The following is an 18,650-nucleotide window of genomic DNA, read 5'->3' as shown; positions in this document are numbered from 1 at the left end:
TAGGCCTTCACATCAGCGGCTTGCCCGAATCCTTCCACTTGTCGAGCACGGTGGAGGCGGGCGGCAGCAGGTCGGGCGTCGGCGTCGCGACCGGTTGCGGCGGCGGCGCGGCGCCGGGCGCGACCGGCAGCGGCGCGGCGGCGGCGATCAGCGCCGGCGGGGGCACGAGCGGCGGTTCGGCGAGGCGCAGATGCGGGCCGGGCAGCGGCTCGCCACCTCGATAGCGCTGCGCGAAGGCGGCGCTCGTCCCCCAGAAGCCCTTCCAGCGGTGGAAGAGATGCGCGCCGACCACATCGGTCATCACCATGGCGCGGTTCCACGCCGGCGTGACGGCATAGGTATGGTAATGCGTCGCCAGCCCGACCGGCGCGAAGACATAGCCGGCGAGCGCCATCGCCGCATGCCGCGCCGCGCGCGCCCAGCCGCTGCGCGACGGCACCCGCGCCAGCGCGCCGTCGCAGGCGAAGCTGAACTGGCAGCCGGCATGCTCCGATCCCTGATAGACGACGCCGCATATCGTCGCGGGGAAGGCGGGGTGGCGCGCACGGTTGAGGATCACCTGCGCGACCGCCGACTGGCCGGCATCCGCTTCCGACGCGGCCTCGTAATAGATCGCCGCGGTGAGGCATTCGAGCGCGCGCGCCCGATCCTGCGCGCTCGCGCCCGCCATCGTGAAGGGCGGTGCGACGCTGCCGCCGGCACGCAGCGCGGCGGCGAGCGCGGCGGCGGAGATCGGCGCGGCGGGCAGCGCGGTCGTGCCGGTGACGCCGACCGCGGGCGCGGCGCTCTCGCCGTCGGGGGTGGCGGGCATGGCGGCGTAGAGCAGCGCCGCGCCGGGAAAGTGATCCTCCGCCTCATAGCCGGCGGGCGCGGGCAGGGGCGGCGCCGCGCCGCCGTGCGCGACGATCGCCCGCCAGCCCGACAGCCCGGCGAGCAGCACCGCGACCGCCAGCGCCAGCGCGGCGAACGCGCGCCAGTGCCGGGTGGTCAGGCGGATCGTCTGCATCGGCAGCGGCATAGGCCGCCAATAGCTTACATCCGGTTGCGCGTCGCCCGCCGGTTGAAGGGGCGGCCTAGCGCAGCGTCGGGCTGTCGAGGTTGAGCTGCGCCTCGGTCAGCGTCTCGGTTTCGGGGCGCGCGGCCTTGAGCGGGGTGAGGAATTGCTTGGCGTCGCCGACCACCGCGACGCTCGCCGCCTTGGGGTCGAGCAGCGCGACCGCCGCGGACTGGACCGCGGCCGGCGTCACCGCCTCGACCTTGCTGGTGTAGCTCTGCAATTCGGTGAGTGGCACGCCGTCGAGCACATAGCCGCCGATCAGCCCGGCGATGCCGCCGGTGGTCTCGACCGTCCGCCCGAAATTGCCGACCAGCACCGCCTTGCGTGTCGACAGCTCGCTGTCCGGCACCGGCGCTGCGCCGATCCGCGCCATCTCGGCGGTGATCAGCGTCACCACCTCGGCGGCGGTGGGGTTCTTGGTCTGGGTCCGCGCCGCGAAGCTGCCGACCGCGCGCGCCGCATCGACGCCGCTCGACGCGCCGTAAGCGAGGCCACGCTTGATCCGCACCTCCTGGTTGAGCCGCGACGAGAAGCCGCCGCCGAGCACGGTATTGGCCACCGCGAGCGGATAGTAACGCGGATCGGCGCGCGGGATCGCCGGGCGTTCGACGACGACGCCGGCCTGACCGGCGCCGGGCATGTCGACGACGATCGTCCGCGGCGCGGGCAGCGCGGCGAGCGCGACCGGCGCGGCCGCCGCTCCAGCAGGCGCGCGCCACTGGCCGAGCTGCGCGGTGGCGAGCGCCCTGGCCTGCGCCGGGGTGACGTCGCCGACCAGGATCAGCGTCGCCTGATCGGGGCGCCAGGTGCGGGCATAGGCGGCGGTGACGTCACCGCGGCTGATCGCCTTCAGCGAGGTCGGCGTACCGCCACCGGGCGCGCCGAACGGTGATGCGCCGAAGGCGGCACGGTCGGCGACCATCGCGGCGAGCTGCGACGGATTCTTGAACGCGACGGTGACCGCATCGACCTGCTGCGCGCGGGCGCGTTCGAGCTCGTCGGGTGCGAACACCGGATGCGTCGCGACATCGGCGAGGATCGTCATCGCCGGCGCGAGCTGATCCGATTTGACCGTCACCGAGACGCTGCCGCCCTCGTTGTCCGAGCCGGCGCCGATCGAGCCGCCGAGGCTTTCGACCTGTCGCGCGATCTCGGTCGCCGAGCGCGTGGTCGTGCCCTTGGTCATCAGCGTCGCCGCAAGGTTGCTGACGCCCGAACGGTCGACGGGGTCGAGCATCTGCCCGCCGGTGGCGACCAGATAGGCGGTGGCGATCGGCAGGTCGTGGCGTTCGACGGTGATGACGCGCAGCCCGTTGGCGAGCCGTGTCTCGATCGGCTGCGGCAGATTGGCCTTGACCGGCGCGGCGGGGGCGGGCGGCTGGATACGCTCCGCCTCGCTGGCGGGGGTGACGATCGCGATCTGCGCGGGCGGGGTGAGCGGCGCGGTCTGCACGGTCGCGGCGACGGTGATCCGGTCGCCGCTTTGCCCGGCCGGCTTGGCGGTGTCGGGCAGGTAGCGGATCGTCGCCGCCTGCTCGACGCCGAGATAGCGGCGCGCGACGCGCTGCACGTCGGCGGCGCTGACGCGGGCGATTTCGGCGAGCTGACGGTCGGCGGCGCGCGGATCGCCGTCGATGATCACCGACGAGGCGAGGATGCGCGCCTTGCCCTCGGCGGTCTCGCGGCTCTTGATCGCGGCGGTGAGGATCTCGTTCTTCGCCTCGGCGAGTTCGGCGGCGCTGACCGGCGCGTCGCGGAAGCGCGCGATCTCGCGCGCGAGGCCGGCCTCGCCCTGTTCCACCGTCTTGCCGCCGGCGAGGATCGCATAAGCGATGAGGTTGCCGGTGCCCTGCTTGCTGTCGAGGAAGGCGGAGGCGTCCTGCGCCAGCTGGTCGCGATAGACGAGGCTTTCGTACATCCGGCTGCTCTCGCCGGTCGACAGGATCGTCTGGAGCACGGTCAGCGCCGGAATGTCGGCGTCGCGATCGGCGGGGACGTGCCAGCTCATCAGCACCGCGGGCAGCGGCGTATTGGGTTCGTAGACGGTGTAGCGGACCGCCTTGGTGCGCGGCGGCTCCTGCACGGTGACGCGCGGGATCGGCGTCGACGGCTTGGCGATCTTGCTGAAATACTGGTCGACCCAGGCGTTGAGCTGCGCCGGATCGAAGTTGCCGGCGACGACAAGTATCGCATTGTCCGGCCGATAATAGGTCGCATGGAAGGCGCGGACGTCGTCGATCGACGCGGCTTCCAGATTCTCGATGCTGCCGATCGTCGAGCGCGCATAGGGATGCGTCGTATAGGCGGCGGCGGACAGATAGGTGGAGAAGAGCTTGCCATAGGGGCGGGCGAGCGTCGACTGGCGCAGCTCCTCCTTCACCACGTCGCGCTCGGAGGCGAAGCTCTTCGGCTCGACGACCAGGCTCGCCATCCGGTCCGCTTCGGCGAACAGCAGCCGTTGCAGGTGGTTGGCCGGGATCACCTCGTAATAATTGGTGTAATCGTCGTTGGTCGAGGCGTTGTTGTATCCGCCGACATCCTCGGTCAGCCGGTCCATCTGTTCGGAGACGAGATTGCGCGTCGCCTTGAACATGAGATGTTCGAACATGTGCGCGAAGCCCGAACGGCCGCGCGGATCGTCCTTCGAACCGACGTCGTACCAGACCTGCACCGCGACATTGGGCGTGCCGGTGTCGCGCAGCGCATAGACGCGCAGGCCGTTGGCGAGCGTGCGTTCGGTGAAGGCGATCGGCTTGACGGCGGCGGTGGCGGCTTGCGGAACACTCTGGGCGGTGGCGGCGAGGGGCAGGAGCGCGGCCCCGAGCAACAGGGCGGCACGAACGAGACGCATGGATGAGGGCTCCGGCTGGTGATGATGCAGGTTGAGCCGGCAGCGCGAGCGGTGTCAATCGGCCTCGCGCAAGGCGCACATGACACCGAATTCATCTTAAGGCTAAGTAACTTAAGTTGCTAGATAATCCTCCAAAATGGCGGCGTGCTGAAACGCCAGCGCCAGAAGTCGATGCGGCCAAACCGGCCTGATCGAGTTGAGCCCCTCGAACCCGAGGGCAAGGCATGGCGACGCAGGCACTTACCGGATCATCCGCGACAGGATCGAACGACCGGAAACGGGCGACGACGGCGCTCCAGGCGCTCAATTTCTTCATGGCCGACATGCAGGCAGGGATCGGGCCGTTCCTCGGCGTCTTCCTCCAGCAGCGCGGCTGGACGTCGGGGCCGATCGGCACGGTGATGTCGGCGGGCGGCGTCGCCGGCATGATCATGACGGTGCCGGCGGGCGCGTTCATCGATCATACCGAGAAGAAGCGGCTGGTGGTGATCGTCACCGGCATCTGCACGGTGATGGCGTCGTTCCTGATCCTGCTGTCGCAATCGGGATGGGTGGTGACGGTCAGCCAGGTGGCGACCGCGATCGCCGGCGCGGCGATCGGCCCGGCGGTGACGGGCATGACGCTCGGCGTCGTCCGCCAGCGCGGCTTCAACGCGCAGAACGGTCGTAACCAGGCCTGGAACCACGCCGGCAACATGATCGGCGCGGGGCTGTCGGGATTCCTCGGCTGGAAGTTCGGCATGCCGGCGATCTTCTACCTCGCCGCCGCCTTCGGCGTGCTGGCGATCATCAGCGTGCTGATGATCCCGGAACGCGCGATCGACCATCAGGCGGCGCGCGGTCTCGAAAACGGCGAGGACGACGACGACGGCAAGAGCGGCGGTCAGGCGGAGGGGTTCAAGACCTTGCTCGCCAACAAGCCGATGCTGATCCTCGCCGCCGCGCTCGCCTGTTTCCACCTCGGCAACGGCGCGATGCTGCCGCTCTACAGCCTCGCGGTGGTCGGCGCGGGCAAGGGCAATGCGGCGCTGTTCACCGCGACCACCGTGGTCGTCGCGCAGGCGGTGATGATCGTCGCGGCGCTGGTCGCGATGAAGATGTCGGCGGGGCGCGGCTATTGGCTGGTGCTGCTGATCTCCTTCGCGGCGCTGCCGCTGCGCGGGTTCCTCGCCGGAACGTTCATCGAACATTGGGGCGTATGGCCGGTGCAGGCGCTCGACGGCATCGGGGCCGGCTTGCAGAGCGTCGCGGTGCCGGGGCTGGTCGCCTGCCTGCTCGACGGGACGGGGCGGGTCAACGTCGGCCAGGGCGCGGTGATGACGATCCAGGGGCTCGGCGCGTCGCTCAGCCCGGCGATCGGCGGCTGGATCGCGCAGGCGCTCGGCTATCACGCCGCCTTCCTGATCCTCGGCAGCTTCGCGCTCGCCAGCCTCGGCCTGTGGATCGGCTTCGCGGGCCTGCTGCGCCCGGCGTGCGAAGGCAAACATCGGGAGACGACGGCATGAGCGGGACGATCAGCTGGGTGCATGTCGGCGACCTGCATGCCGACGAGGCCGACGACTGGCTGGGCATCCGCCGGCTGGAGGCGATCGTCGCCGAGCTTGCCGACGTGCGCGAGGGATCGATTTCGTCTTCCTGCCCGGCGACAATGCGAACCACGCCACCGCCGAACAATATGACCGGATCCGCGCCGCGCTCGCGCCGCTGACGCTGCCGGTCTTCACCATCCCCGGCGACCATGATTTCGAGGACGGCACGCTCGCCGCCTTCCGCGCCGGCACGCCCGAGGCGATGCGGCCGTTCGCGCGCGGGATCCAGGGCTATCGCTGCCTGTTCCTCGACATCGTCAGCGCCGGCAGCGGCGGGCCGGATTTCCGCATCGGCGCCGGCCAGCGCCGCCGCCTCGCCGAAGCGCTCGCCGACGCGGACGATGCCGGAGAGACGCCGCTGGTCTTCATGCACGCCTATCCCGGCGACCTCAGCGACGGCGGCGAGGCGGTCGCCAGCCTGTTCGCCGAGGCGGGCGTCGCCTTCGTCGACACCGGCCATACCCATTACAACGAGCTGCTCAACGACGGCCGCGTCGTCTATGGCGCGACCCGGTCGACCGCGCAGATTGAGGAGGCGGACGGCGCGGCGGGCTATACGATCGTCAGCGTCCATGACGGTGTGCCGAGCTGGACCTTCCGCCCGATCGGCGCGGGGGCGGCGGGCTGGCCGCATGTCCAGATCGTCTCGCCCGCCGACGTGCGGCTGCTCACCCGGCCGCACGATCCCCGCCACGTCCCCGCGCCGGGTGAGATCGAGGTGGTGGCGCGCGTGTTCGGCGAGGCTGCCGCCGCGCCGGTGGCGGAGGTCGCCGGCCGTTCGGTGACGATGCACCCCGTGCCCGGCGTCGCGGCGACGTGGCAGGCGGCGGTGACGATCGCCACGCCGGGGCTGCATCCGCTCAGCGTGCGCAGCGGGGCGGCGGTCGATACGATCGACATCCTCGTCCGCGACCGCAAGGATCGCCCCAAGCGCGGCCGCCCGGTGGTGCCGGGCCATGCCGTCCACACCATCGGCGCCTGGCCGTCGCGGCATATCCTCGGCGCGCAGCTCGGCCCCAATCGCAACGGCGGCGGCTGGTAGCGCAAAAGCACCAGCGGCTAGTGCAAATACCGGTGTGGTTCCGCCGCCGGACGCCGTGATTTGCGGTCGACTTCGCCACGGCCTTGGCGGACAAGGCACCTGTCGACACAATGGTGCGACGACAGGGGGTTAACCATGGTTGCAGCAGACGGACGCGATCCCGCCGGATCACCAGCCGGTAAGCGCCGGCACTGACCCGGCGGCCGGCGATAAGCCACACCGAAACGGTTCCAATTCCGGCACCCTTGCCGATTGCTGCCGACGAACGTCTTGAATAACGCGGGTTCTGCTTGGATCGCTATCTTCTCTCCGCCGATCGCATCGTACCGGTCGCCCCCGCCCCGGCGGTGCAGGCGGCGATCGATGCCTTTGCGGCACGGCTCGACGGCACCGACCCCTTCGTCGTCGGCTTTCGCGATGCGGTGCTGCCGATGGCGATCAGCGATCCCACTCTGCCGGACGCGCCGATCATCTACGTCAATCCGGCCTTCGAGCGGCTGACCGGCTATGCCGCCGCCGAGATCGTCGGCCGCAACTGCCGCATGCTGCAAGGGCCGCAGACCGATGCCGATGCGGTGCAGCGGCTGCGCGCGGCATTGGCGGCACGCGAGCGGGTCGAGGTCGACCTGCTCAACCATCGTCGCGACGGCAGCGCCTTCTGGAACCGGCTGACCGTGATGCCAGTCTTCGGCGGCGACGGCGCGCTGACCTATTTCGTCGCCTCGCAGGCCGACGTGACGCTCGAACGCCACCGGCTGATCGCGCTGGAAGAGGATCGCGCCAAGCTCGCCGGCGAGGTGGCGGCCCAGGGCCGCGCGCTCGCCGAGCGCGAATTGCAGTTGCAGCTCGCCCTGCGCGCCGGCGGGCTCGGCTATTGGAGCTTCGACATCGCGACGCAGACGCTCGACGTGTCGCCGGGGTGCAAGGCGATCTTCGGCTATGATGCCGACATGCCGTTCGACTATGCCGCCTTCGCCGCAGCGGTGCATCCCGACGATGCGGCGATGGTCGGCGAGGCGATCCGGGCGACGATCAACGATGCCGCCGAATGCGCGCTCGATTACCGCATCGTCACGCCGGCGGGCGAGATGCGCTGGGTGCAGACCCGTGCCGAGATCACCCAACGCCGCGACGGCGAGGCGGCGATGATGATCGGCTTCTCGACCGATATCACCGCGCGCAAATTCGCCGAGGAGCATCGCGTCACGCTCGCGCAGGAACTGACCCATCGCGTCAAGAACACGCTGGCGACGGTCAGCGCGGTGGTCGGCCAGTCGCTGCGCAACGCGACCTCGGTGACGGAGGCAGAGGCGGCGATCGCCGGGCGCATCGCCAGCCTCGGCGCGGCGCACGACCTGCTGATCCGCGACGAGGTGGAGGGCGCGACGCTGCGTGAGGTCGCCGAGCGCGCGCTGATGCCGTTCATGGACCGCGCGCACGAGGTGTTCACGATCGACGGCCCGGAGGTGCGGCTGTCACCGGCGGTGACGCTCGCGGTGTCGATGGCCTTGCACGAGCTCGCCACCAATGCGGCGAAATATGGTGCGTTGTCCGCGGCGGGCGGGCGTGTCGACCTGGCCTGGCGGCATATCGATCCTGCCGACCCGCATCGGCTTCGGCTGTCGTGGCAGGAGAGCGGCGGGCCGCCGGTGACGCCGCCGACGCGCACCGGCTTCGGCACGCGGATGATCTCACGCGTGCTGTCGCAGCATGTGCGGGGTCAGGCGACGATCGATTATCCGCCCGAAGGCGTGCGTTTCATCGTCGACGCGGTGATCTGACCCGGCGCGACGCGCTCGAAGACCGCGGCGAGCGCATCGATCGAATAGGGTTTGTGGAGCAGCTCGAACTCGCCAGCACCCTGCCGCGACAGGGTTTCGCTATAGCCGCTGGTCAGGATCACCGGCAGCGCCGGCCAGCGCGTCCGGACCAGCCGGGCGAGCTCGATGCCGTTCATCCCCGGCATCATCACGTCGGAGAAGACGACGTCGAACGGCTCGTCGGGCCGCTCCAGCCAGCCGATCGCCTCGCGCGCGTTGCGGGCGAGCGCGATGTCGTGGCCGAGGTCGCTCAGCGCGGCGGTGGCGAAGGCGCCGACCTCAGGATTGTCCTCGACCACCAGGATGCGCAGCGCCGTATCGGCCGGCGTGGCGGCGACCGCGGCCGCCGGCGGCGGCGCCGCGGCGCGCTCGCGGGGCAGGAACAGCGTGAAGGTCGTGCCCTCGCCGAGCCGGCTGTCCACCAGCACCTCGCCGCCCGATTGCTTGGCGAAGCCGAACACCTGCGACAGGCCGAGCCCGGTGCCGTGGCCGACCCCCTTCGAGGTGAAAAAGGGTTCGAAGATGCGGTCGAGATGATCGGGCGGGATGCCGGTGCCGGTATCGGTGATCGCGATCTTGAGGAAGTCGCCGCTGCGCGCGTCATGGTTGCGTACCGGCGGGATATGGTCGCAGGCGCCGACCGCGATCGTCAGCCGCCCCTCGCTGCCCATTGCGTCGCGGGCGTTGACCGCCATGTTGACGATCGCAGTCTCGAACTGGCTGACGTCGGCATGTGCGAGGCAGGGGTTTTCCGGCAGGTCGAGGTCGACCGCGATCAGCGCGCCGGCGAGCATCTCCATCATGTCGGTGAGGCTGCGGATCGTGTCGCCGACGTCGAACACCTCGGGGGTCAGCGACGAGCGGCGGGCGAAGGCGAGCAGCTGGCCGGTCAGCTTGCTCGCCCGGTCGGCGGTCTGCGCGATCGCATCGATATAGCGGTCGCGCCGCGCCTCGGTCAGCCCCGGCCGGCGCAGCAGGTCGGTCGAGCCGCGGATCACCGTCAGCAGATTGTTGAAGTCGTGCGCGATGCCGCCGGTGAGCTGGCCGAGCGTCTCCATCTTCTGCGCCTGACGCAGCGCCTCGTTGGCGCGGGTCAGCGCCTCGCTGCGTTCGGCGACGCGGCGTTCGAGCGTTTCGTTGACGTCCTGCACCGCCGCGAACAGCCGTGCATTGTCGATCGCGATCGCCGCCTGTGCCGCGATGCCGACGAGCAGCCGTTCGTGGCGGGCATGGAAGCGGCCGGGCTCGGGATCGCCGAACAGCAGCCCGCCGAGCACGTCGCCCGAGCGCGACACCACCGGCGCGGCGAGATAGCTGCGCACCGGCAGGTGCCCCGGCGGCAGGCCGTCGAACGGCGCGTTGCGGCCATAGCGCGGGTCGGCGAGGATATCGTCCGATCGCACCACGCCCTCGTTGCGGAAGGTCGGTGCGAAGACCGCGGTGGCGCGCGGGCGGCCGAGCGCCTCGAAATCCTCGCGGCGCGCGCCGGACAGCGTGTAGAGATGCAGGCGTTCGCCCGTTTCGTCCCACAGATTGTGGAAATAGGCGCCGAAGGCGGCACCGGTCAGCGTCACACCGGCGTCGGTGACCATCTGCACCAGCGGTTCGAGTTCGAGTTCGGCGGCGAGTGCGGCGCCGATCCGGTTGAGCGTTTCGAGGCTGTGCGTCTCGGCGCGCAGTTCCTCCTCCATCGCCACCGCCTGTGTCACCTCGATCACCATCGCCAGCAACCCGGCCGGCGCGCCGTCCGGCCCCGGCACCGGCGCATAGGTAAGATCGAAGAACAGCGCCGCCGGATAGCCGTCGCGAAACAGGGTGATCGGCTGGCGTGAGAAGGTCAGCGGCGCGCCGGCCAGTCCGGTGCGGAGCACCTCGCGGTTGAACGCCGCGGCTTCCGGCATCGCGTCGATCACCGGCTGCCCGAGGATCGCGGGATGATAGCGGCCGACGATGCCGGCATAGCCGTCGTTGTAGAGCAGGCGACCATCCTCGCCCCACAGCAAGGCCATCGGCAGCGGCGATCGCAGCATCACCTCGACGGTGGTGGCAAGGTGCGCCGGCCAGTCGGTGCGGCGCCCGAGCGGCGAGGCGGCCCAGTCATGCGCGGCGATCCGTCCCGCCATCTCGCCGCCGCCAATCGGAACCACCCTCTTCCCCCGTCCGTCATCGTTATTCGCGTGGCGGCTAAACCGGCGAGACATCGAGTTGATCCCCGGCAGGCGATCGGCACGCGACGGCGGCGCAGCGACCCGCTAGTCGGGCGCGATGAGCAGCCAGACCCAGCCTGCCGGGATCAGCCCGGGGCTCACCGCCATCTTCGCGATCGCCTGCGGGATGATGGTCGCCAATATCTATTATGCGCAAGCGCTGATTGGCGCGATCACCCCGGCGTTGGGCCTGCGCCCGTCGGTCGGCGGCATGATCGTGACGCTGACCCAGCTCGGTTACGGGGCGGGACTGTTCTTCATCGTCTCGCTCGCCGACCGGATCGAGAACAAGCGGCTGATCCTGGTGCTGACCCTCGGCGCCTGCGCCGGACTGGTCGGCTGCGTGCTGGCGCGCAGCGCGACCGGATTCCTGCTCTGCTCGTTCGTCACCGGCTTCTGCTCGGTGGGCACCCAGATCATGGTGCCGCTCGCCGCGCATCTCGCGCCCGAGGAGCGGCGCGGGCAGGTCGTCGGCAATATCATGGGCGGTCTCATCACCGGCATCATGCTCGCCCGGCCGCTCGCCAACGGCCTTGCCGCGCTGTCCGGCTGGCGGACGGTGTTCGGCGTGTCGGCGGTCGCCATGGCGCTGCTCGCGCTGCTGATCGCGCGAACCGTGCCGGCCTGGCGACCGCGGCCGACGCTCGGTTACGGCGCGCTGCTGCGATCGGGGCTGTCGCTGCTGGTACGCACCCCGGCGATCCGGCGGCGCACCGCCTATCAGGCGATCATGTTCGTCGTGTTCAACCTGTTCTGGACGACGGTGCCGCTGCTGCTCGCGCAGCGCTTCGGCTTCGGGCAGGAGGGGATCGCCCTGTTCGCGCTCGCCGGCGCGGGGGGCGCGCTCGCCGCGCCGATCGCCGGGCGGCTCGGCGACCGGGGCTATATCCGCGCCGGCACCGCGGTGGCGCTGGGCACGGCGATCCTCGCCTTCCTGCTCGCCGGCTGGGCGGGGGCGGCGCATGCCCTGATCCTGCTCGGCCTCGCCGCCGTCCTGCTCGATGCCGCGACGCAGCTCAACCAGGTGCTCGGCCAGCGCGTGCTGTTCTCGATCGCCCCGGAAGCGCGCGGGCGGATCAACTCGGTCTACATGACCATCGTGTTCGTGGGCGGCGCATCCGGATCGATGCTCGCGACGCTGACCTACAGCTACGGCGGCTGGACGATGACCGCGGCGGTCGGCGCCGTGCTGACCGCCGCGGCCTTCCTCCTGTTCTTGACCGAACCGCGTGGCTAGCGCTTCGCCGCCGCGATGTAGCGCGTCACCTGCTCGTCGAGCACGTCGAGCGGCAGCGCGCCCTGATCGAGCACCGCTTCGTGGAAGTCGCGGATGTCGAACTTCGGCCCCAGCTCGCGTTCGGCGCGGGCGCGCAAGGCGGCGATGCGCTGCTGGCCGACCATGTAGCTGGTCGCCTGTCCCGGCCAGTTGAAATAGCGATCGACCTCGCGCGCGATGTCGGTGTCGGACACCGAGCTGTTGGCGCGAAAATAGGCGATGGCGCGGTCCCGGTCCCAGCGCTGCGCGTGGATGCCGGTATCGAGCACCAGCCGGATCGCCCGCCACATCTGCAACGACAGCATGCCGAAGCGCGCATAGGGATCCTTGTACAGGTGCATCTCGTCCGCCAGCCGCTCGGCATAGAGGCCCCAGCCTTCGACATAGGCGCCATAGCCGCCGAACTTGCGGAACTTGGGGATACCGGTCAGCTCCTGCTGCCGCGCGATCTGGAAATGGTGGCCGGGCGCGCCTTCGTGCGCGGCGATGCCGGCGACCTGCACCTTCTGCGTCTGCGTCATGTCGACGAGGTTGACGTAATAGATGCCGGGACGCGATCCGTCCGCCGACGGCGGGTTGTAGAAGGCGGTGGAGGCGGTGCGCTCGCGCCACGGCTCGACCGCGCGCACCTCGAGCGGCGCCTTGGGCAAGGTGCGGAAATAGCGCGGCGCGGCGGCCATCGCCCCGTCGATCACCGCGCGGGCATCGGCGAGATAGGCCTGCCGGCCCGCCGCGGTGTTGGGATATTTGAACTGCGGATCGGTGCGCACCTTGTCGGAGAATTGCTCCAGCGTGCCGGTGAAGCCGACCTCCCGCAGGATCGCCATCATCTCGGCCCGGATCGCGGCGACGCGGGCGAGGCCGAGCGCATGGATCTCGTCGGCGGTCATGCTGGTGGTGGTGGAGCTCTTCAACCGGTCGGCATAGTAAGCCGCGCCGTCGGGCAGGTGCCAGGCGCCGTAATTGCCCGTCGACAGCGGCTCGATCGCATCGAGCGTCGCGAACAGCTGGTCGTAGCCGCGGCGGAACGGGCCGACCAGCGCGGCCGAGGCGTCGGCGATCAACGCCTGTTTGGTCGCCGCCGGTACGGTGAGCGCCGAGACCTTCTTACGAAAGTCGGCGAGCAGCGTCGAATCGGCGCCGCCGTCGAACGGCGCCCCGGTGATCACCGCGCGGGCATCGGCGCGGACGGGGGCGAAATTGACCTTGTTGGGGATGATCCCCGCCGCCGCCTGATCGCGCATCGTCGTGCTGACTTCGCGCATCACCCGCTCGGTATCGCGCAGCCGGGCGATATAGGCGCGCGCATCCTCGACCGTGTCGATCTTGTGCGTGTTGATCAGCAGCACCGGAATGTCGCCCGCCGGGCTGCCGTTGGTCGACACCGGGAAGTTGAGCCTGCGGAAGCGGAGCGATTCGCGGCCGCGCGTCACCTCATAGTCGAACAGGCGATAGCTGACCTGCGCGCTCTCGCCGAGCTGGTCGGGGCGGAAGCGGGCATGCATCGCGGCGCGCTGGCGTTCGGCGAGCGCCTGGTCCGCCCGCGCGCCCGCCTCGGTATAATCGTCGAGCCGGTCATGATGCGTCTTGAGGCCGAGCTGGCTGAGCGATTCGGGATGCCGATCGAGCTGTTCGTCGAACGCGGCATCGAGGAACTGGAGCAGCGCGGCATCCTGCGCGGCGGTGGCGGCGGTGGCGGCGGTGGCGGCGACCGGCGGGGCGGCATCGGCCTGGACGACGGGGGCCGCGGATAACAACAGCAGGGCAAGGGCAAGACGCATGGATGGATCCCGGACGCGGGGCGGAGCGCCCGGCTGCGGCAATCTTACGTCACCGGCGGATCGCGGCAAGCACCTGCCAGCGCCGCGTCGCCCGGATCGGCGTCACCTGCCACGCGACGCCGGTGGCGGCGAGGAAGCGCTGGTTGATGCCGGCAGCGGTCTGCGCGAAATCGTAGAAGTCGATCCGGTGGTGCGCGAGCACCAATCGTCCGCCACGGCGCATCACCCGGCCGACCGCGCGGGCGACCGCCGCCATCGCCGCCGGATCGAGATAATAGAGCAATTCGGCCACCACCACCGCATCATAGACCGGCCGCGGCAGCGGCGCGGGCAGCACCAGCGTCAGCGCGCGGGCGCGCGGCCAGCGGCGGATCGCCGCGGCGGTGAGCGCGGTGCCCTCGCGCGTGCCTTCGGTGGCGTCGAGCCGGCGCGCGCGGGGGGCGATCGCGGCGCTGTTCGAGCCGTTGCCGCTGGCGAGTTCGAGCACCCGGCCGAGCGGTGCCGGCCCGAGGCCATGGAGGATCGCGGCGCGCTTGATCGCTTCGTCGCGGTTGGTGAAGGTCCGCCACGGATCGTCCTCGGCGGCGAATTTGGCGGCGAAGCCGTCCAGCCGGATCGCGCTCACCGCGCGCCCCCGAACCGCTCGATCGGTTGCGCGAAGGCGCGCAGCTCGTGCGCGGCGATCGCGAAACCGGCAGGGTCGTCGCGGATCGCGCCCAGCTGCGTGCGGTGCCGCGCGATCAGCAGGCGTTTGAACGCGCTGCCGCCGGGGACGGGCAGCGTCAGCCCCTGTACGTCGCCGCGGCGGCGTGGCGGCCAGACCCGATAGCTCAGCCGGCGGGCACGGCCGGGCAGGCGATCGAGCGCCGCGGCGACGGCGCGATGATCCGGGTGGGCATCGTCCGCCGCCGGTCCGACGATCAGGTCGGCGCGGGCCGACAGGCGGCGCAGGTGGCGCACCGCCTCGGCGACGTGGCGGGGCAGGTCGCCGTCGGGAAGCGCGAGGCAGCGCAGATCGCGCGCGCTGACGCCGAGCATCAGCAGCGCGCGCCGGCTCTCGCGGCGGCGTTCGGCGACCAGCCGCGCGCGCGGCCAGCGCCGGCTGCCGGGATGCGAGGCGCCGCCGTCGGACACGATCACCACCGACACCGCCGCGCCGATCGTCTTCAGCCGGCGGATCAGCCCGGCGGCGCCGATGATCTCGTCATCGGGGTGCGGCGCGACGATCAGCGCGCGGCGGATGCCGGCGAGGCGCAGCCTCACAGCGCCGGTGCCAGCAGTCCCTCGCCGACCGCGCGGCCGACGCGCAGCCGCTGCGCATCGGGGACGGGCTGGCGCAGATAGACCGACAGGTCGGTGAGCGTCGCCGACAGCGGATGCGCGACGAAATGGCCGGCGAGGCCGACCGCCTCCTGCGCGACGGTGATCGCGCGCGTCGCCGCCTCGGTCACCGCCAGCCGCGCCGCGGCGATGCGCGCCAGCCGCGCCTCGCCGTCGTTCGCGAACCAGTAGGCCGCGGCGGCCCGCACCGCCGCCGCGGCCTGTTCGGCGAGCGTGAACACTTCGGCGAGCCGGGCGGTCTGGAACGGATCGTCGGCGCGGCCGGTGGCGACGAGGTGGTCGCGCGTCCGGTCGCACACGGCCGCGACGCCGCCGGCATGGACCGCGACGAAGCGCAGCGCGCCGCCGCTGAAGTGCGGCTCGCGTGCATAGACATCGGCCGCGCCGATCCGCGCCGTCGCCGGGACGATGGCGTCGTGCCAGCGGACCTGATGCGTCTCGGATCGCTGCATGCCGGTGGTCCGCCACCAGTCGCGGTCGATCGCCGGCGGCGTCGCGGCGAGATCGAGCAGCAGCAGCCGGGTGCCGTCCTCCGCCTGCGCGGTGACCAGCGCATGGCTGAGCACACCGGCGCCCGAGGCATAGCTCTTGCCGCCGCCCAGCCGGTCGCCGACGAGCCGCAGCGGCGCATCGGCGAGCGCCGCATTCCACACGCCGAGCGTCGCCCCGCCGCGCAGCGCCTCGCCGAGCGCGGCGACCTGCGCCGGCGTCGCGTAGCGGCGGACGATCTGCACCGCATCGACATGGCCTTCGAGCAGCCGGCCGAGCGGCAGATCACGCCGGCCGGTGGCGTAGAGCGCGCGGAGCAGGGCGAGATAGGCGTCGGTATCGGTCGGATCGCCGGGTGGGGTCTCGTCCCAGCCCTGCGCGCGGATCGCATCGCGCAGCAGATCGCGCATCATGCCGCTTCCTCCTGCGGCTGCGCCTCGAGCGCGGCCAGCGCCGCCTCGGCAAGGCCCAGCGGCAGCAGCGCCGGCTGGACCGAAGCGGCCGGGACGACGCGCATCGCAAAGGCCTCGCCATTGGGGCAATCGCGCGCGACGCCGAGGATATGGTCGGCATCGAGCCCGATCACCGCGCCGAGCCGGCCGCGGCTCGCCGGATCGTCGATCGTCGCGAACGCCCGCCGCGAGGCGGCCTGCGCGCGCGCCTGCCAGGCGATGCCGGCGGGATGCGCGACCTGCGGCAGATCGCCGTCGTCGAGCCGGCGCAACTGGCCGGCCAGCCCGCCGTCGACCCGGCCGATCCGCCGTGACGAGGTCTCGACCACCATCGCCGCATCGCGTCGGACGCGGAAGCCGGCGCGCGCCGCCTCGTCGAGCAGATCGGCATCCTCGCCGTGCGGCAGCGTGCGAAAGCCGCCGAGCGCGCGATAGCAGGCGGCGCGGACGGCGAGATTGGCGCCGCCTCCAAAATGGTGGCTGGCGCGATCCTCCCAGTCGACCGGATCGAGCCGCCGGCGATAGGCGTGGAGCCGGTCGAAATAGCGTTCGACGCGGCCTTGCAGGGGATCGGCGCTGCCGTTGCGGCGAACGATGCGGCCGGCGGCGACGTCGGCGACGGCAAGCGCCGCGCGCCCGGCGGCGATCCAGTCGGCGGCGGGGGTGCTGTCGGCATCGGTGGTGAAGAGCAGCGCGTCGGCGTCACCGATCCGGTCGAGCGCCATAAGCATCGCCGCCCGCCGGGCCCGACCGGCATTGGCATCGGCCTGGCGCGGGCCGATCGCGATCCGGATCGGACGGTCGGCGGCAGCGGCACGGAGCAGCGCCTCGCTGCCGTCGCTGCACCCGTCGAGGTAGAAACAGCTGGTCACCGCGCCGGCAGGATCGCAGCGCCGCAATGCCGCAAGCAGCCCGGGCAGGGCCCGTTCCTCGTTGCGGACGGGCACGCAGACCAGGACCGGGCAGGGTGACAGCAGCGCAGACCTCCAAACCGCGGTGCCGGGACCGCGGCGCCGGCGTAGCGGTTTATCGTCTGTCCGTCGTAACTTATCGTATTGATCCATGTGTCAGGCGGCGGCGACGCCGGTGCCGTCGAACTCGGCGAAGGCGGCGCGGACCTCGTCGGCGAGCGTCGCGTCGGCGATGGCGACGGAGACGCGCACCGCCCCGGCGAGCGGTGCGTCGTCACGCGGTTCGGGCGTGGGAGCGGCCGCGGCCTCGTCGCTGCCCGCCTGTTCGACGCCGGTGGTGTTCGCCGCGCCGTCGGCGAGGACGCGGATCGCCTCGCGCGGCACTTCGAACTGCTGCACCAGGCGTTCCACCGTCATCTCCGCCTCACGGCGGGTGGCGAAGCGGGCGGTCAGGGTCGTGCTCATCATCGTCTCCCGGCGGCCGTCGTGGTCGCCATGCGGTCAACGCCCGGCGCAGGGTGTTCGGGCGCAGGCGAATCGTCATGGCGTTGCGGCGGCACGGCGACGCGCTACACAGCCGCCATGACCAGCCGAGCCCATCCGTCCGACGGCGCCGAGGCGCTCGTCATCGTCGATCCGCAGAACGACTTCTGCCCGGGCGGACGGCTCGCCGTCGCCGGGGGCGATGCGGTGATGGCGCCGATCGCCACGCTCGCCGAACGCTTCGCGCATGTCGTGGTGACGCAGGACTGGCATCCCGCCGGCCATGGCTCGTTCGCGAGCAGCCATGCCGGCCGCGCGCCGTACGAGGTGATCGCGATGCCCTATGGCGACCAGGTGCTGTGGCCCGACCATTGCCTGCAACGCAGCGACGGCGCCGATTTCCATCCGGCCGTGGCGGCGGCGGTCGCGCGCGCGCGGCTGATCGTCCGCAAGGGGATCGACCCGGCAGTCGATTCCTATTCCGCCTTCTTCGAGAATGACCGGAGGACGCGCACCGGGCTCGCCGGTGCGTTGCGCGATCTCGGCGTGACGCGCTGCGTCTTCGTCGGTCTGGCGTATGATTTCTGCGTCGGCTGGTCGGCGCTCGACGCGCGGCGCGAGGGGTTCGCCGCGACGATCCTGCGGCCGCTGACCCGCGCGATCGCGATGCCGGCCGGTTCGGGGACGAGCGTCGACGCGATCGACCGCGCGCTCGCCGCCGCGGGCGTCACCGTGCGCGACTGAGCCGGCGCTCAGACGTCCGAATCGAGGCGGAGTCTCCATGCGGTCGGCGCCGCCGGCGGTTCGGGCGGCAGCGTCTCGGCGATCGCGCGTTCGGCCTCGCGCGCCATGCGCACCAGCAGCGACCGGTCGAAACCGGCGGCGAGCGGCGCATTGTCGGCGACGCAGATCGCACCGAGCGCCATGCCGCCGTCGTCGTGGATCGGCACGCCGGCGTAGAATCGGATATAGGGATCGCCGGTCACCGACTCATAGCCGGCGAAGCGCACATCGGTCCGCGCGTCGGGCACGACCAGCGCCCGCCCGCCCTGCTGGATCGTTACCGCACAAAAGGCGGTGCTGCGAGCCGTCTCGGCGTAACCGAGGCCGCGTTCGGCAAGCAACAGCTGCGAGCGCCGGTCGATGATCGAGATGGCGGCAAAGGGGGTGCGATAATGATCGGGGACCTCGTCGACGATCCGCAGCAATTCGCTGCTGCCGCGCAAGCTCACCACCCGGCTGCGATCGACCGCGCCCTGCCGCTTCTTCTCGGCGGAGAAGGCTTGAAACCAATTGTCGACGTTCGGTTCCTGCACATCACTCTCCCTTCGTCACGCTTACGGGGTATCGA

At 71.2% G+C, this 18,650-nt stretch carries 16 protein-coding genes; 6 read left to right on the top strand and 10 right to left on the bottom strand.

Annotated features, from left to right (window positions below; genetic code table 11):
* Nucleotides 1-7: 7 nt before the first annotated feature.
* Both BW41_RS06125 and BW41_RS06120 read right to left on the bottom strand, forming a co-directional pair.
* A complete protein-coding gene (locus BW41_RS06125; RefSeq protein WP_051583307.1) occupies nucleotides 8-1,006 on the bottom strand; it encodes a cell wall hydrolase in 999 nt (332 codons plus the stop codon).
* A 67-nt stretch (nucleotides 1,007-1,073) separates the two neighbouring features.
* Complete coding sequence (locus BW41_RS06120) at nucleotides 1,074-3,908, bottom strand: M16 family metallopeptidase (RefSeq protein ID WP_037532506.1); 2,835 nt, start codon at nucleotides 3,906-3,908, stop codon at nucleotides 1,074-1,076.
* A gap of 224 nt (nucleotides 3,909-4,132) precedes the next feature.
* Between BW41_RS06120 and BW41_RS06115 the strand changes: the two genes are divergently transcribed.
* The 4 genes from BW41_RS06115 to BW41_RS06105 all read left to right on the top strand — a co-directional run bounded on the left by BW41_RS06115 (nucleotide 4,133) and on the right by BW41_RS06105 (nucleotide 8,320).
* A complete protein-coding gene (locus BW41_RS06115; protein ID WP_037532504.1) occupies nucleotides 4,133-5,413 on the top strand; it encodes an MFS transporter in 1,281 nt (426 codons plus the stop codon).
* Entirely contained in the window at nucleotides 5,410-5,616 is a 207-nt protein-coding gene (locus BW41_RS21730) for a hypothetical protein (RefSeq protein WP_235199639.1), read from the top strand. The genes BW41_RS06115 and BW41_RS21730 overlap by 4 nt, the downstream gene beginning before the upstream one ends.
* Nucleotides 5,529-6,539, top strand: a complete 1,011-nt coding sequence (locus BW41_RS06110; RefSeq protein ID WP_327195583.1) for a metallophosphoesterase family protein — start codon at nucleotides 5,529-5,531, stop codon at nucleotides 6,537-6,539. Before BW41_RS21730 ends, BW41_RS06110 begins: the two co-directional genes overlap by 88 nt.
* Before the next feature lie 290 nt (nucleotides 6,540-6,829).
* Nucleotides 6,830-8,320: a PAS domain S-box protein gene (locus BW41_RS06105; protein WP_235199637.1), complete on the top strand. Its 1,491-nt coding sequence runs from the start codon at nucleotides 6,830-6,832 to the stop codon at nucleotides 8,318-8,320.
* On the opposite strand, the gene BW41_RS06100 is transcribed toward BW41_RS06105, so the two are convergent.
* On the bottom strand, nucleotides 8,275-10,506 hold the full coding sequence (locus tag BW41_RS06100; RefSeq protein ID WP_235199631.1) for a hybrid sensor histidine kinase/response regulator: 2,232 nt from the start codon (nucleotides 10,504-10,506) through the stop codon (nucleotides 8,275-8,277). The two genes, BW41_RS06105 and BW41_RS06100, sit on opposite strands and share 46 nt — an antisense overlap.
* Nucleotides 10,507-10,624: 118 nt before the next feature.
* Here BW41_RS06100 and BW41_RS06095 point away from each other — a divergent pair, with 118 nt between their 5' ends.
* A complete protein-coding gene (locus BW41_RS06095; protein ID WP_037532503.1) occupies nucleotides 10,625-11,803 on the top strand; it encodes an MFS transporter in 1,179 nt (392 codons plus the stop codon).
* Here BW41_RS06095 and BW41_RS06090 read toward each other — a convergent pair.
* The 6 genes from BW41_RS06090 to BW41_RS06065 form a co-directional block, all read right to left on the bottom strand.
* Nucleotides 11,800-13,623, bottom strand: a complete 1,824-nt coding sequence (locus tag BW41_RS06090) for a DUF885 domain-containing protein (RefSeq protein WP_037532500.1) — start codon at nucleotides 13,621-13,623, stop codon at nucleotides 11,800-11,802. The genes BW41_RS06095 and BW41_RS06090 overlap by 4 nt on opposite strands.
* A 49-nt stretch (nucleotides 13,624-13,672) precedes the next feature.
* A complete protein-coding gene (locus BW41_RS06085; protein WP_037532498.1) occupies nucleotides 13,673-14,248 on the bottom strand; it encodes a class I SAM-dependent methyltransferase in 576 nt (191 codons plus the stop codon).
* Nucleotides 14,245-14,886, bottom strand: a complete 642-nt coding sequence (locus tag BW41_RS06080) for a PIG-L deacetylase family protein (RefSeq protein WP_037532496.1) — start codon at nucleotides 14,884-14,886, stop codon at nucleotides 14,245-14,247. The genes BW41_RS06085 and BW41_RS06080 overlap by 4 nt, the downstream gene beginning before the upstream one ends.
* A complete protein-coding gene (locus BW41_RS06075; RefSeq protein WP_037532494.1) occupies nucleotides 14,883-15,866 on the bottom strand; it encodes an acyl-CoA dehydrogenase in 984 nt (327 codons plus the stop codon). The genes BW41_RS06080 and BW41_RS06075 overlap by 4 nt, the downstream gene beginning before the upstream one ends.
* Nucleotides 15,863-16,852, bottom strand: coding sequence for a glycosyltransferase (locus BW41_RS20445; RefSeq protein WP_161773119.1), 990 nt, complete (start codon nucleotides 16,850-16,852; stop codon nucleotides 15,863-15,865). The genes BW41_RS06075 and BW41_RS20445 overlap by 4 nt, the downstream gene beginning before the upstream one ends.
* 120 nt (nucleotides 16,853-16,972) lie before the next feature.
* Nucleotides 16,973-17,281 carry a hypothetical protein gene (locus tag BW41_RS06065; RefSeq protein WP_037532492.1) on the bottom strand — a complete coding sequence of 103 codons (309 nt, stop codon included), beginning with the start codon at nucleotides 17,279-17,281 and terminating at the stop codon, nucleotides 16,973-16,975.
* A gap of 117 nt (nucleotides 17,282-17,398) precedes the next feature.
* Between BW41_RS06065 and BW41_RS06060 the strand changes: the two genes are divergently transcribed.
* Nucleotides 17,399-18,043: a nicotinamidase gene (locus BW41_RS06060; RefSeq protein ID WP_037532489.1), complete on the top strand. Its 645-nt coding sequence runs from the start codon at nucleotides 17,399-17,401 to the stop codon at nucleotides 18,041-18,043.
* 8 nt (nucleotides 18,044-18,051) lie between these two features.
* Here the strand turns inward: BW41_RS06060 and BW41_RS06055 are convergent, their stop codons facing one another.
* Nucleotides 18,052-18,615 carry a GAF domain-containing protein gene (locus BW41_RS06055; RefSeq protein WP_051583298.1) on the bottom strand — a complete coding sequence of 188 codons (564 nt, stop codon included), beginning with the start codon at nucleotides 18,613-18,615 and terminating at the stop codon, nucleotides 18,052-18,054.
* Nucleotides 18,616-18,650: the final 35 nt, after the last annotated feature.

Source organism: Sphingomonas sp. RIT328 (genome assembly GCF_000632225.1).
In the GTDB taxonomy this organism is placed as follows: domain Bacteria; phylum Pseudomonadota; class Alphaproteobacteria; order Sphingomonadales; family Sphingomonadaceae; genus Sphingomonas; species Sphingomonas kyungheensis.
This window is presented reverse-complemented; position numbering and strand designations above follow the sequence as displayed.